A 12,068-nucleotide genomic window follows, 5' to 3' on the forward strand; every position below is an offset into this window, starting at 1 on the left:
CTCAGCCCCCGGACGGGCCGGGCGGTTCCCGCAACACCTCGATCAGCGCGCGCAGGCGCGGTGAGGCCGCCAGTTCCTCCAGCGTCACGGGGCGGCCCTCCGCGTCCGCGATCGGCAGCCTCCAGTTCGGGTACTGGTCCCAGGTGCCCGGGAGGTTCTGCGGGCGGCGGTCGCCGACCCCGTCCGGGAGCCAGACGCCGACCATGCGGGCCGGGGTGCGCAGCAGGAAGCGGTGGACGGCCTGGATCTCGGCCTCCTCCGAGGAGGTGTCGGTGCCGCCGCCGGTGCCGGACAGCAGGCCGAGACGGGCGAGCAGGGAGAGCCATTCGCCGGTGTCGGCGGCGGCCTCGGCGCGCTCCTCCTCCAGCGGGCGGGCGAGCAGGCCGAGCCCGTCGCGGAGTTCGACGTGCTCGCCGGTGAGGCGGGCGGCCGTGGAGGGCAGATCGTGGGTGGTGGCGGTGGCCAGGCAGTCGGCGCGCCAGCGGTCGGGGGGCAGGGGGCGGCCGTCGCCGTCCCAGTCGCGTTCGAACCACAGCACGGACGTGCCGAGCACCCCGCGCTCGCGCAGCGCCTCGCGGACGCCGGGTTCCACGGTGCCCAGGTCCTCGCCGATCACGGGCGCCCCGGCCCGGGAGGCCTCCAGGACGAGGACGGCGAGCATGGCCTCGGCGTCGTAGCGGACGTAGGTGCCCTCGGTGGGCGGATGGCCCTGGGGGACCCACCAGAGGCGGAACAGGCCCATGACGTGGTCGATGCGCAGCGCTCCGGCGTAGCGGAACAGGGCGCGGAGCAGTTCGCGGAAGGGGGCGTATCCGGACTCGGCGAGGCGGTCGGGCCGCCAGGGCGGCAGGCCCCAGTCCTGGCCGCGCGCGTTGAAGGCGTCCGGGGGCGCGCCCACCGACATGCCGGCGGCGAAGTGGTCCCGCTGGGCCCAGGCGTCGGCGCCGCCGGGGTGGACGCCGACCGCGAGGTCGTGCACGATCCCGACCGGCATCCCGGCCTCCCGGCCGGCGCGCTGCGCCGCGGTCAGCTGGGTGTCGGTGAGCCAGGCGAGCCGGGACCAGAAGTCCACCCGGTCCATGAGGCCTGCCCGGGCGCGGTCGGTGTCGGCCGAGCGGGGGTCGCGCAGGCCGGCCGGCCAGCGGTGCCAGTCCGGGCCGTGCACCTCGGCGAGCGCGCACCAGGTGGCGTGGTCCTCCAGAGCCTGACCCTGCTCGGCGAGGAAGTCGCAGTAGGCGGCGCGTCTGCCGGGGCCGAGCGGCACCTCGCACAGCAGCCCGAGCGCCTCCCGCTTGAGCTCCCACACGGCGTCCCGGTCGATGAGGGCGCCCTTCTCCAGCACCGCTTCGCGCAGCCGGCCGGATCTCTCCAGCAGTGCGCGCAGCCGCGCCGGGTCCTCGACGTACGCGGCCTCGGGGATGTCCTCGATCCGCAGGTGCACGGGGTCGGGGAAGCGGCGCGAGGAGGGACGGTACGGGGAGGGGTCGGTGGGCGCGCCGGGCACGGCCGCGTGCAGCGGGTTGACCTGGACGAACCCGGCGCCGAGCGACCGCCCGGCCCAGCCGGCCAGTTCGGCGAGGTCGCCGAGGTCGCCCATGCCCCAGGAGCGGCGGGAGAGGAGGGAGTAGAGCTGGACGAGCAGTCCGTACGAGCGTCCGGGCGGCGTGGGCAGGCGGGCCGGGGCGATGATCAGGTGGGCGTCCGCCGCGCGGCCGTCGGGGGCCGTGGCGGTCAGCCGGTGGACACCGGGCGGGAGCTGCTCGGCCGAGGCGCGGGTCTCGCCCTGCTCGGTCTCGACGCGCAGCCGGGTGCCCTCGGGGAGGGCGGCCAGGGCGGCCGGGGGGCTCGCGCCCCAGCCGACCACCGTGGGCGGCAGCAGTCGTGCGGCCTGTTCCCGCTCCCGGGCGGCGAGCGCGGCGCGGAGGGCGCCGGGCGTGCTCGCGTCCACCCCGAGAGCGGCCAGGGTCAGGGTGACCGCGGTGGCCGAGGCGGCGACCGTGCGGTCCGGGGACGGGCTGTACGAGGTGGCGACGCCGTGCAGGGCGGCGAGGCGGGACAGGTCCTCGGAAGGCGGTTCGGCCGGCCGCGGTGCGGTCATCTGGGCCTCTAGATCCCTGAGAAGTCCGTGAGGAAGGCGGAGGGCTCGCTGGTCAGCGGGGCGGACTCGGCGAGCGGGGGCTCGCTGGTGAGGGGCTCGGCGTCGGGGAGCGGGGGCTCGCTCGTCAGCGGGGGCTCGGCGCAGGTGTTCTCGGAGCTGAAGACGCAGTAGTGGGGGTCTTCGTAGCGCGGATCGTCGTAGTGGGGGTCGAGTTCGGCGGACGTGTCCGCCACGGGTTTGGACGGGGCCGGGAGCGGAAGGAAAGTCATCGCAGCCACGGGGGCCTCCTGATCGAGCTTGTCGGGTTCAACTTTCGATGGCTATCGCAGCCCTACCCAGTCGACGCGATGGCAGACGTCCAAGGCCGAACATCGTGCTCCTGCTCACATTCCACTCTCCTCCACTCTGTCAAGATTCCGGTAATTCGGTCACATCGGCCACTCTCGTTGACACCTTCACCGGGCGGGTGGTGGGCTCGTCGTCCCGGTCGGACACATCTGCCGACAGCTGTCGGACACCTCTGGAGGGGGCCTGTGGGACTGCGGCGTGGGAAGCGGGCAGTCGCCCTCGCGGTCGCCGTCGTCGCCGGAAGCCTCGGCGCCCCGCCCGTCGCGGTGGCGGATCCGCCCGCCCCTGGCAGGGCCGCGACCCCGACTCCCGACACGGCAGGACCGGAGCTCTCCCCCGACACGGCCGGACCGGACCTCTCCGTCTGGCCGCGCCCGCAGTCGCTGCGCGCGAACGGCGCCCCGGTCGCGGTCACCGGCGAGGTCGCGCTGCTCACCGACCCGTCGGCGGACCCCTACGCCGTCGAGGCCCTGCGCTCGCTGCTGCGGCAGGCCGGGGCCCGCCGCGTCACGGATGCCGCCGCGCCCGGCGCCCTGGTCGTCCGGGCGGGCACGGAGCCGGTCCGGCGGACCGACCGCCGTGCCCTCCCCTCCGGGGGCTACGAGCTGACCGTCGGCCGTGGCGCCGTCTCCCTCACCGGAACCGGCGAGGACGGACTGTTCCACGCCGTACAGACGCTGCGGCAGCTGCTGCGGCCCGACGGCACGATCGCGGCGGCCGTCGTACGCGACTGGCCGGGCACCGCGGTACGCGGCATCACCGAGGGTTTCTACGGCACCGCGTGGACGCACCGGCAGCGGATGGCGCAGGTCGGCTTCATGGGGCGCACCAAGCAGAACCGTTACCTGTACGCCCCCGGCGACGATCTCTACCGGCAGGCCCGCTGGCGTGAGCCGTACCCGGCGAAGCAGCGGGCCGAGTTCCGGGAGCTGGCGGAGCGGGCGCGCGGCAACCATGTGAAGCTCGGCTGGGCGGTGGCCCCGGGGCAGGCGATGTGCTTCGCGTCGGACGCGGACGTGCGGGCGCTGACGCGCAAGATCGACGCGATGTGGGCGCTGGGCTTCCGGGCCTTCCAGCTCCAGTTCCAGGACGTCAGTTACAGCGAGTGGCACTGCGAGGCGGACGCCGACCGGTTCGGTTCCGGCCCGCGGGCGGCGGCGAAGGCGCAGTCCCGGGTGGCGAACGCGGTGGCCAGGCACCTGGCGGAACGGCACCCCGGCGCCGCCGGTCTGTCCCTGATGCCCACCGAGTACTACGAGGACGGCACGACCGACTACCGGCGGGCGCTGGCGAGCGAGCTGGACCAGGGTGTCGAGGTGGCGTGGACGGGCGTCGGGGTGGTGCCCCGCACCATCACGGGCGGGGAACTGGCCGACGCGCGCGAGGCGCTCGGGCATCCGCTGGTCACGATGGACAACTACCCGGTCAACGACTACGACCCGGGCCGCATCTTCCTCGGCCCCTACCAGGGCCGCGAGCCCGCCGTCGCCACCGGCTCCGCCGCCCTGCTCGCCAACGCGATGCAGCAGCCGGAGGCGTCCCGCATCCCGCTGTTCACCGCCGCCGACTACGCGTGGAACCCCCGCTCCTACAGCCCCGGGGAGTCCTGGCGGGCGGCGATCGCCGACCTGGCGGGCGGGGACCGGCGCCGCGAGCAGGCCTTGGCGGCGCTCGCCGGGAACGACGCGTCGTCGGTGCTGAACGCCGAGGAATCGGCGTATCTGCGCCCGCTGACCGAGGCGTACTGGCGGGACCCCGCGCCGGGCGGCGACGCCGCGCGGCGGCTGCGCGAGGCCTTCACCGTGCTGCGCGAGCTGCCCCGGCGGCTGTCGGACACCGCCCTCGGCGCCGAGGTCGCCCCCTGGTCGGAGCAGCTGGCCCGCTACGGCGAGGCGGGCGCGGCCGCGCTCGACATGCTGGACGCGCAGCGCGCCGGGGACAGGGCGGCGGCCTGGACGGCGTACCGCGAGCTGGGAGCCCTGCGGGCCGGTCTCGAGTCGGCGCGGGCCGAGGTCGGCACGGACGTCCTGGACCCCTTCCTGCGGCGGGCGCAGAAGGCGTACGCGTCCTGGGCGGGCATCGACCACGAGCCGCCCCGCAACCCCGGCGCCCCCTCGGACGACCGTGCCCTGCGCTTTCCCCGCCCCCGCCCGCTGACCGCCGTGACGGTCCTCACCGACCCCGGCACGGAGGGCACGGTCGAGGCACACGTCCCCGGCCAGGGCTGGCGGCCGGTCGGCCGGCTGTCGGGGTCGGGCGCGACCGAGGTGCGGGTGGGGGGCCGGGGCGCCGACGGGGCCGCCGACCAGGGCACGGCCGACGCGCGTGCTCAGAGCCGGGGCGCCGACGGGAGCGCCGGTCCGGACGCCGGGGAGGCCCGGACTCCGGGACAGGAAGAGCGGGCCTCCGGTTCGGTCGGGGCGCGGGAGCCCGCGCCAGGGCGGGACCGGCAGGACGCCGGTCGGGGCGCCGGTCCGGGCACGGGCGGGGCACTGGTCGACTCGCCCGTGGACGCCGTACGGGTCGTCGGCCCGGCTCCGGCCCGGGTGCGCCACCTTGTCCCCTGGTTCAAGGACTCCCCCGCCACCTCGCTGGAGCTGGAGCGTGACGAGGTGGACGCCGAGACCGGCCGGGTCCTGCGGCTGACGGCCGGTCTGGGCTCGCTGCGGCCCGCCGACGCCCGCGGCAGGCTCACCGTCGAGGCGCCCGAGGGCGTGCGGGTCCGGGTGCCGAAGGGCGAGCTGACCGTGGCGCGCGGCACGCGGGCGGAGGTCCCCGTCGAGGTGACCGTCGAGCCCGGCACGCCGATGCGGTCGTACGACATCCGGCTGGGCTTCGCGGGGGCGACCCGCACGCTCACCGTCCGCGCCGTCCCGCCCACCGGCGGCCCCGACCTGGCCCGCACGGGCACGGCGGGTTCCTCGGGCGACGAGACGCCCGACTTCCCGGCGTCGGCGGCGAACGACGGCGACCCGGACACGCGCTGGTCGTCCCCCGTGGAAGACGGCGCCTGGTGGCAGGTCGAACTGCCCGGCCCGGCGCGGATCGGCCAGGTCGTGCTGCGCTGGCAGGACGCCCACCCCTCGGCGTACCGCGTCCAGGTGTCGGCGGACGGCCGCCGCTGGCGCACGGCGGCGACGGTCCGGGACAGCCGGGGCGGCCGGGAGAGCGTCCGCATGGACGAGCGGGACGTGCGGTTCGTACGGGTGCAGGGCGACAAGCGGGCCACGCGGTTCGGGTATTCGCTGTGGTCGGCTGAGGCGTACGCCATCACGGAGTGAGCTGTCGCGCACCAGTGGCGCGCGATCTTCTCGGTCTCTTCGACGATCACTATTCACTCAGTACATGTACTCAGTGCATAATGATCGGCATGAGCACCCGCCACATCCTGCTGGGCCTGCTCGCCTCGGGGCCGAGCCACGGCTACGACCTCAAGCGACGCCACGACGACCGCTTCCCGCAGGCCCGCCCGCTGGCCTACGGGCAGGTCTACACGACCCTCCAGCGCCTCGTCCGGGACGGCCTCGCCGAGGTCGAGGGCACCGACTCGGACGGCGGCCCGGAGCGGACGATGTACCGCGCGACCGAGGACGGCACGCGCGAGCTGTCCCGCTGGGCCGGTGAGATCGCACCGCCCGCCCCCTTCGTGGCGAACGAGATCTTCGCCAAGGTCGTCGTCGCGATCCTCTCGGGCGGCGACCCGGCCGGCTACCTGAGCGCCCAGCGCGCCGCCCACATGGAGCGGATGCGCGAACTCACCGCGCTCAAGGCCGCCAGGGGCGCCGACCTTGCGACCGTGCTCTCGGCGGACTACGCCGTCACCCACCTCGACGCCGACCTCCGCTGGATGACCACCACGGCGGCCCGGCTCACCACCCTGACCGCGGAGGTCGACACAGCATGAGCAGACCCGTGCCTCTCCTCACGGCCCGTGGCCTCACCAAGGCGCACGGCAGGACACCCGCCCTGCGCGGCGCGTCGGTCGAACTGCGCCCCGGCGAGATCCTCGCCGTGACCGGCGCGAGCGGCAGCGGTAAGTCGACGCTGCTGCACTGCCTCGCCGGGATCGTCCGCCCGGACGAGGGGTCGGTGACGTACGACGGACGGCGCCTCGACGACCTGTCCGAGAAGCGGCTGAGCGAGCTGCGCCGCACCGAGTTCGGTGTGGTGTTCCAGTTCGGGCAGCTCATCCCCGAGCTGACGGTCCTGGACAACGTCGCCCTGCCGCTGCTGCTGGCCGGCACCGACCGCGCCCGTGCGCGGGACCTGGCCGGTGAGTGGCTGGAGCGGTTCGGCGTGCGCGGTCAGCAGGACCTGCGGCCGGGCGAGCTGAGCGGCGGCCAGGCCCAGCGGGCCGCACTCGCCCGGGCCCTGGTCACCGGCCCGAAGGTGGTCTTCGCCGACGAACCGACGGGCGCGCTGGACTCCCTCGCCGGCGAGCAGGTCATGACGGCCCTGGTGCACACGGCCCGCGAGTCGGGCACGGCGGTCCTGCTGATCACCCATGACGCCCAGGTGGCGGCGTACGCGGACCGGGAAGTGCGGCTGCGGGACGGCAGCGTGGCGGCGGCGGGGGTGACGGCATGACCTCCCCGCGATCCCCTCGACCCTCGCACTCGCCGCGCCCCTCACACTCGTCGCACTCCCCGCACTCCCCGCGCTCCCCGCACGCCCCGCGCTCCGTGCACTTCCTGCGTGCCGATCTGCGCCTCGCCTGGGAGCTCACCCGTGGCTCCGACCGCGGCGAGTGGTGGCGGGTCACCCTGACAGCCACGGGCGCGGCGCTCGCGACGGGCTTCGCGCTCACCGCCGTCGCCCTGGCCTCGCTGCGGGGGCACCACCACGTGCCCTATGCCGCGGGCCTGCTGGACCAGCCCGGCACCCGGACCGGCGTGATCGTCGGCCTGCTGCTCCTGCTCGTGCCGGTGCTCGGGTTCCTCGGGCAGTGCGCCCGGATCGGGGCGGTGCACCGCGACCGGCGGCTGGCCGGGCTGCGGCTGGCCGGGGCGACGCCCTGGCAGGTGCGGCGGATCGCCGCGCTGGAGACCGGGCTCGCCGGCCTGCTGGGCTCGGCCGTCGCCACCGTCTTCTCGGTGCTGCTCCTGCTGCGCCTGTGGGACCGGCCGACCGCCGCGGCCTGGGCGGGGATCGCCCTGGTCGCCGTCGGCGTACCGCTGCTGGGAGCGACGGCGGGCGCGCTGGCCCTGCGCCGGGTGGTGGCCTCGCCGCTCGGCTGGGTGCGCCGGGCGGGACGGCGCTCCGGACGGGGGCCGGGGCTGCTGTTCCTCGGCGGCGTCCTGCTCGTCGCGACGCTGGCGCTGCTGGCCGTGACCACCTCCCCCACACCCGCCGCCAACCGGCCGAACGGCGGACCGCCGCTATGGATCGCGGGCGCGGCCCTCGCGGTCGGCGCCGGCGCCGTGTGGTTCTCCGGGGCGGCCGCGAAGGCGACCGGGCGGCTTCTCGCGGCCCGGGCCCGGTCGGCGGCGACGCTGATCGCCGCCGAGCGGCTGCGCGACGACCCGTGGTCGGCCGCCCGCACGCACGCGGCGGTGCTGCTGGTGACGGTCGTCGGGACGGGCTTCATGGGCATCCGGCAGGTGCTGGGAGATGTGGTGCGCTCCAGGACGGACCTCGGCGAGTCCGTGACCTACTACACGACCGGCCTCGACCTCACCGGCGCCGCGATCGCGGTCGCCTTCGCGATCACCCTGTCCGGTCTTGCCGTCGGCACCGCCGAGTCCCTGGCCACCCGCCGCCGGGGCCTCGCCACGCAGGCCGCCGCCGGGGTGCCCCGCGCGGTGCTGGGCCGGGCGCTGCTGCTGGAGACCGCGCTGCCGCTGGCCCCCGCGGTGCTGCTCGCCGGGCTGGGCGGCCTGGCCATCGGCACCTGGTACGCCGTGCTCTCCGGCCGGCCGGTGCCCTGGGCGATCGCCCTGGTGCCCCTCGCCGTCTACGCCGCCTGCCTGCTGGCCGCGGCCACCTCACTGCCCCTGCTGCGCCGCACGCTGCGGCCGGGGGAACTGCGGTACGCGTGACCGGCCCCGCCCATGACAGGCCGGCCCGGGGGAACGGGGGTTCCCCGGGCCGGTCCGGCCGCGGTCGGCACCTGCGCTCGCGCTCCCGGCCGCACTCCGGCAATACGAAAGCCCGGATCCTCGTCAGGCAGGAATGCCGTCGATCCGGGCCATGGCGTCCTCCGCGCCGTACGGCTGCAAGTACGGCAGCCAGCGCGGGTCCCTGTGGCCGGTCCCGATGATGCGCCAGGCAAGGCCGGAGGGCGGGGCGGGTTTGTGGCGCAGCCGCCAGCCGATCTCGAAGAGATGTCGGTCGGCCTTCACGTGGTTGCAGCGGCGGCAGGACGCCACCACGTTGTCCCAGACGTGTTTGCCCCCGCGGCTGCGCGGGATGACGTGGTCGACGCTGGTTGCGACGCCACCGCAGTACATGCACCGGCCCCCGTCGCGGGCGAACAGCGCCCGGCGGGTCAGTGGAACGGGCCCCCGATAGGGAACCCGGACGAATCGCTTGAGCCGGACCACGCTGGGTGCGGGGACTGTGACGGTCGCGCTGTGCAGAAAGGCGCCGGACTCCTCGAGGCATACGGCCTTGTTCTCGAGGACGAGGACGAGCGCGCGGCGGAGCGGTACGACACCTAGCGGCTCGTACGACGCGTTGAGGACCAGGACATGCGGCACGGATGCCTCCTTGGACGCCGGCGGCGCGTGGCTCGCGCCGGGACGATTCGTAGTCAGTCTCTCCTCATGCCTGGTGGAAGCGCCACCATGTCCCGGTAACGGGCTGGGAGTGTTTTCGACCACATCTGATTCATCCCCCAGAGCATGGCCTGTTCAAGCCCAGGTGAGCACGGTCTCTCCTTCACACATTCCGAGGGAACACACACAATGCCCCGTTAGTGTGGTGGTTCTGCCCCTTCGGTGACCCAGTCGTGACCTTGACTCCCGAAGACCCCCGAACCACTCCACCGGGGCAGACCGCTGCACCTGGAGGTACCCGCCGTGTCCCTGTCCCCCGCGGACGCCGTTCTGATGGCCGCCGGCCCTACGCCGTCGCCGACCCCCTCGGATACGCAGAGCCCGAGAGTGCCCTCGCTGGAGGACGCCCACGAGAGCGCGACGAACGCCGCAGGCTGGATCGAGCAGAACTGGTCGACATGGCTCGCGATCGGCCTGCGGGTCCTGCTCATCGTGGTGATAGCGGTGGTGCTGAGGGTCGTCGTACGACGGGCGATCACCAAGCTGATCGACCGCATGAACCGGAACCACCAGACCGGGGAGACCAGCGCGATCGGCGGACTGCTGGTCAACGTCGAACGCCGCCGGCAGCGTTCGCAGGCCATCGGCTCGGTGCTGCGCTCGGTGGCATCGTTCCTGATCATCGGCACGGCCGCGCTGATGATCCTGGGCACCTTCCAGATCAACCTCGCCCCGCTGCTGGCCTCGGCCGGTGTCGCCGGTGTGGCGATCGGTTTCGGCGCCCGCAACCTCGTCACAGACTTCCTGTCCGGCGTCTTCATGATCCTGGAGGACCAGTACGGAGTCGGCGACACGGTCGACGCGGGCGTCGCCTCCGGCGAGGTGATCGAGGTGGGCCTGCGCGTGACCAAGCTGCGCGGCGACGGCGGCGAGATCTGGTACGTCCGCAACGGCGAGGTCAAGCGCATCGGCAACCTCTCCCAGGGCTGGGCCACCGCCAACGTCGACGTCACGGTCCACTCCGGTGAGGACCTGGACAGGGTCAAGGCCACGCTGGACGAGGTGGCCGAGAAGATGGGCGCCGAGGAGCCCTGGAACGAGCTGCTCTGGGGCCCGATCGAGGTCCTCGGCCTGGACAGCGTCCTGCTGGACTCCATGGTCGTGCGCGTCTCGGCCAAGACGATGCCCGGCAAGTCCCTGACCGTGGAGCGCGAGCTGCGCTGGCGCATCAAGCGGGCCTTCGACGCGGCGGGCATCCGGATCGTCGGCGGCGCCACGGCCCCGGCGGAGGAGCAGCTCGCCGACCCGACGGCGGGGATGGCGGCCCCGTCGGTGTACGCGAACGCCACGTCTCCGCAGTCGGCGGCGGCGTCCCCGCTCGCGCCGGCGGCGCCGACGAGTACGACGAAGTAACAGCCTCCCGGGAGGGCGGCATCCGGCTTCGGTCGGGTGCCGCCCTTTCTTCATGCCCTCTTGAGTCCTGAATCTCATGCCCTCTTGAGCTGAATCTTCATGCCCTCTTGACTCCCGAAGGTGCCGGGTCTAGCTTCCTCACCACCGATAGGAAACTTTCCTAACAGTAGGTCGAGGGTGGTCACCGGATGGACTCCCTCCGCGATCACTGAAAAGCTGTGCGACCGAAGGGCAGGTGTGGACACGCATGGCAGGAACCGCCGGCACGCCGGGCACCCCGCGCGTCCTGCGTGCCATGAACGACCGGGCCGCCCTCGACCTGCTGCTGGAGCACGGACAGCTGTCCCGTACGCGGATCGGCAAGCTCACCGGCCTGTCCAAGCCGACCGCCTCCCAGCTCCTGGCCCGCCTGGAGGCGGCGGGCCTCGTCCTGGCCACCGGCACCACCGAAGGCCGGCCGGGCCCGAACGCCCAGCTCTACGAGGTCAACCCGGCCGCCGGATACGCCGCCGGACTCGACGTCACCCCGCAGCGGATACTCGCCGCGGTCTCCGACATCACCGGCCGCACGGTCGGCCGGCACGAACTGCCCACCCCCGGCAGGCGCACCGGCACCCCGGTCGTCCAGCAGGTCACCGACGCCCTGGACGGCGCGGTGAAGGCGGCGGGCCTCGCCCGGGGCGACATCCACCGCCTCGTGATCGGCACCCCCGGCGCCTTCGACCCCACCACCGGCCGCCTGCGCTACGCCTCCCACCTCCCCGGCTGGCACTCCCCCACCCTCCTGGAGGAGCTGGCCGCCGCCCTGCCGATGCCGTTCGAGTACGAGAACGACGTCAACCTGGTCGCGCTCGCCGAACAGCGGCTCGGCGCGGCCCGGGGCCACGCGGACTTCGTGCTGCTGTGGAACCAGGAGGGCCTGGGCGCCGCCCTGGTCCTCGGCGGCCGGCTGCACCGAGGCTGGAGCGGCGGCGCCGGCGAGGTCGGCTTCCTGCCGGTGCCGGGCACCCCCCTGGTCCGCCAGGTCACCAAGGCCAACAGCGGCGGCTACCAGGAGCTGGCCGGCTCCCAGGCCGTCCCCCGGCTGGCCCGTGAACTCGGCGTCGAGGACATCCCGCAGGGGCCGTACGCCGAGGCCGCGGCGGAACTGGTGGCCCGGGCGGCTGCGCGAACCGAGGCAGCCGCGCACCCGGTGGGCGACGACGAACCCCACCGCCGCCTCCTCCAGACCTACGCGACCCGGCTGGCCACCGGCCTGGCCTCCCTCGTCTCGGTCCTCGACCCCGAACTCGTCGTGCTGAGCGGCGCGTCCCTCACCTCGGGCGGCGAGACCCTGCGCGCCCTCGTCCAGGCCGAACTGGAAGAACTGGCCGCGTCACGCCCCCGCCTGGTCGTGGGCGACGTCCGTGAACACCCCGTGCTGTGCGGCGCGCTGGAGAGCGCGCTCGCGTCGACGCGCGACGAGGTCTTCGACACCTCCCGCTGACCGCAGT

Annotated in this window: 9 protein-coding genes; 6 read left to right on the forward strand and 3 right to left on the reverse strand. The window is 74.5% G+C overall.

Annotation, left to right across the window (positions count from 1 at the left end; genetic code table 11):
• Window position 1: 1 nt before the first annotated feature.
• Complete coding sequence (gene malQ / locus ACFZBT_RS01725) at window positions 2-2,098, reverse strand: 4-alpha-glucanotransferase (protein ID WP_391097579.1); 2,097 nt, start codon at window positions 2,096-2,098, stop codon at window positions 2-4.
• An 8-nt stretch (window positions 2,099-2,106) separates the two neighbouring features.
• Window positions 2,107-2,376 (reverse strand): hypothetical protein, encoded by a 270-nt coding sequence (locus ACFZBT_RS01730; RefSeq protein ID WP_382493876.1) that lies wholly within the window; start codon window positions 2,374-2,376, stop codon window positions 2,107-2,109.
• 255 nt (window positions 2,377-2,631) lie between these two features.
• On the opposite strand from ACFZBT_RS01730, the gene ACFZBT_RS01735 reads away from it, so the two are divergent.
• The 4 genes from ACFZBT_RS01735 to ACFZBT_RS01750 all read left to right on the forward strand — a co-directional run bounded on the left by ACFZBT_RS01735 (window position 2,632) and on the right by ACFZBT_RS01750 (window position 8,484).
• A complete protein-coding gene (locus ACFZBT_RS01735) occupies window positions 2,632-5,727 on the forward strand; it encodes a beta-N-acetylglucosaminidase domain-containing protein (protein WP_391097580.1) in 3,096 nt (1,031 codons plus the stop codon).
• Between the two features lie 89 nt (window positions 5,728-5,816).
• Entirely contained in the window at window positions 5,817-6,350 is a 534-nt protein-coding gene (locus ACFZBT_RS01740; RefSeq protein ID WP_391097581.1) for a helix-turn-helix transcriptional regulator, read from the forward strand.
• Complete coding sequence (locus tag ACFZBT_RS01745; protein WP_391097582.1) at window positions 6,347-7,033, forward strand: ATP-binding cassette domain-containing protein; 687 nt, start codon at window positions 6,347-6,349, stop codon at window positions 7,031-7,033. The genes ACFZBT_RS01740 and ACFZBT_RS01745 overlap by 4 nt, the downstream gene beginning before the upstream one ends.
• A 95-nt stretch (window positions 7,034-7,128) precedes the next feature.
• Window positions 7,129-8,484 (forward strand): FtsX-like permease family protein, encoded by a 1,356-nt coding sequence (locus tag ACFZBT_RS01750; protein ID WP_391097583.1) that lies wholly within the window; start codon window positions 7,129-7,131, stop codon window positions 8,482-8,484.
• Window positions 8,485-8,607: 123 nt separating this feature from the next.
• On the opposite strand, the gene ACFZBT_RS01755 is transcribed toward ACFZBT_RS01750, so the two are convergent.
• Window positions 8,608-9,144: an HNH endonuclease gene (locus ACFZBT_RS01755; RefSeq protein WP_189723698.1), complete on the reverse strand. Its 537-nt coding sequence runs from the start codon at window positions 9,142-9,144 to the stop codon at window positions 8,608-8,610.
• 351 nt (window positions 9,145-9,495) lie between these two features.
• Between ACFZBT_RS01755 and ACFZBT_RS01760 the strand changes: the two genes are divergently transcribed.
• Together ACFZBT_RS01760 and ACFZBT_RS01765 are read left to right on the forward strand one after the other, a co-directional pair.
• Window positions 9,496-10,575: a mechanosensitive ion channel domain-containing protein gene (locus tag ACFZBT_RS01760; protein ID WP_391097869.1), complete on the forward strand. Its 1,080-nt coding sequence runs from the start codon at window positions 9,496-9,498 to the stop codon at window positions 10,573-10,575.
• A 247-nt stretch (window positions 10,576-10,822) separates the two neighbouring features.
• Entirely contained in the window at window positions 10,823-12,061 is a 1,239-nt protein-coding gene (locus tag ACFZBT_RS01765; protein WP_391097584.1) for an ROK family protein, read from the forward strand.
• The last annotated feature ends 7 nt before the right edge of the window (window positions 12,062-12,068 follow it).

Origin of the sequence: Streptomyces sp. NPDC008137 (assembly GCF_042957035.1) — a bacterium.
Lineage (GTDB): Bacteria > Actinomycetota > Actinomycetes > Streptomycetales > Streptomycetaceae > Streptomyces.

Coding starts and splice junctions, on each gene's coding strand:
- malQ (WP_391097579.1), bottom strand. CDS start 2,098: ATGACCGCACCGCGGCCGGCCGAACCGCCTTCCGAGGACCTGTCCCGC.
- ACFZBT_RS01740 (WP_391097581.1), top strand. CDS start 5,817: ATGAGCACCCGCCACATCCTGCTGGGCCTGCTCGCCTCGGGGCCGAGC.
- ACFZBT_RS01745 (WP_391097582.1), top strand. CDS start 6,347: ATGAGCAGACCCGTGCCTCTCCTCACGGCCCGTGGCCTCACCAAGGCG.
- ACFZBT_RS01760 (WP_391097869.1), top strand. CDS start 9,496: ATGGCCGCCGGCCCTACGCCGTCGCCGACCCCCTCGGATACGCAGAGC.
- ACFZBT_RS01765 (WP_391097584.1), top strand. CDS start 10,823: ATGGCAGGAACCGCCGGCACGCCGGGCACCCCGCGCGTCCTGCGTGCC.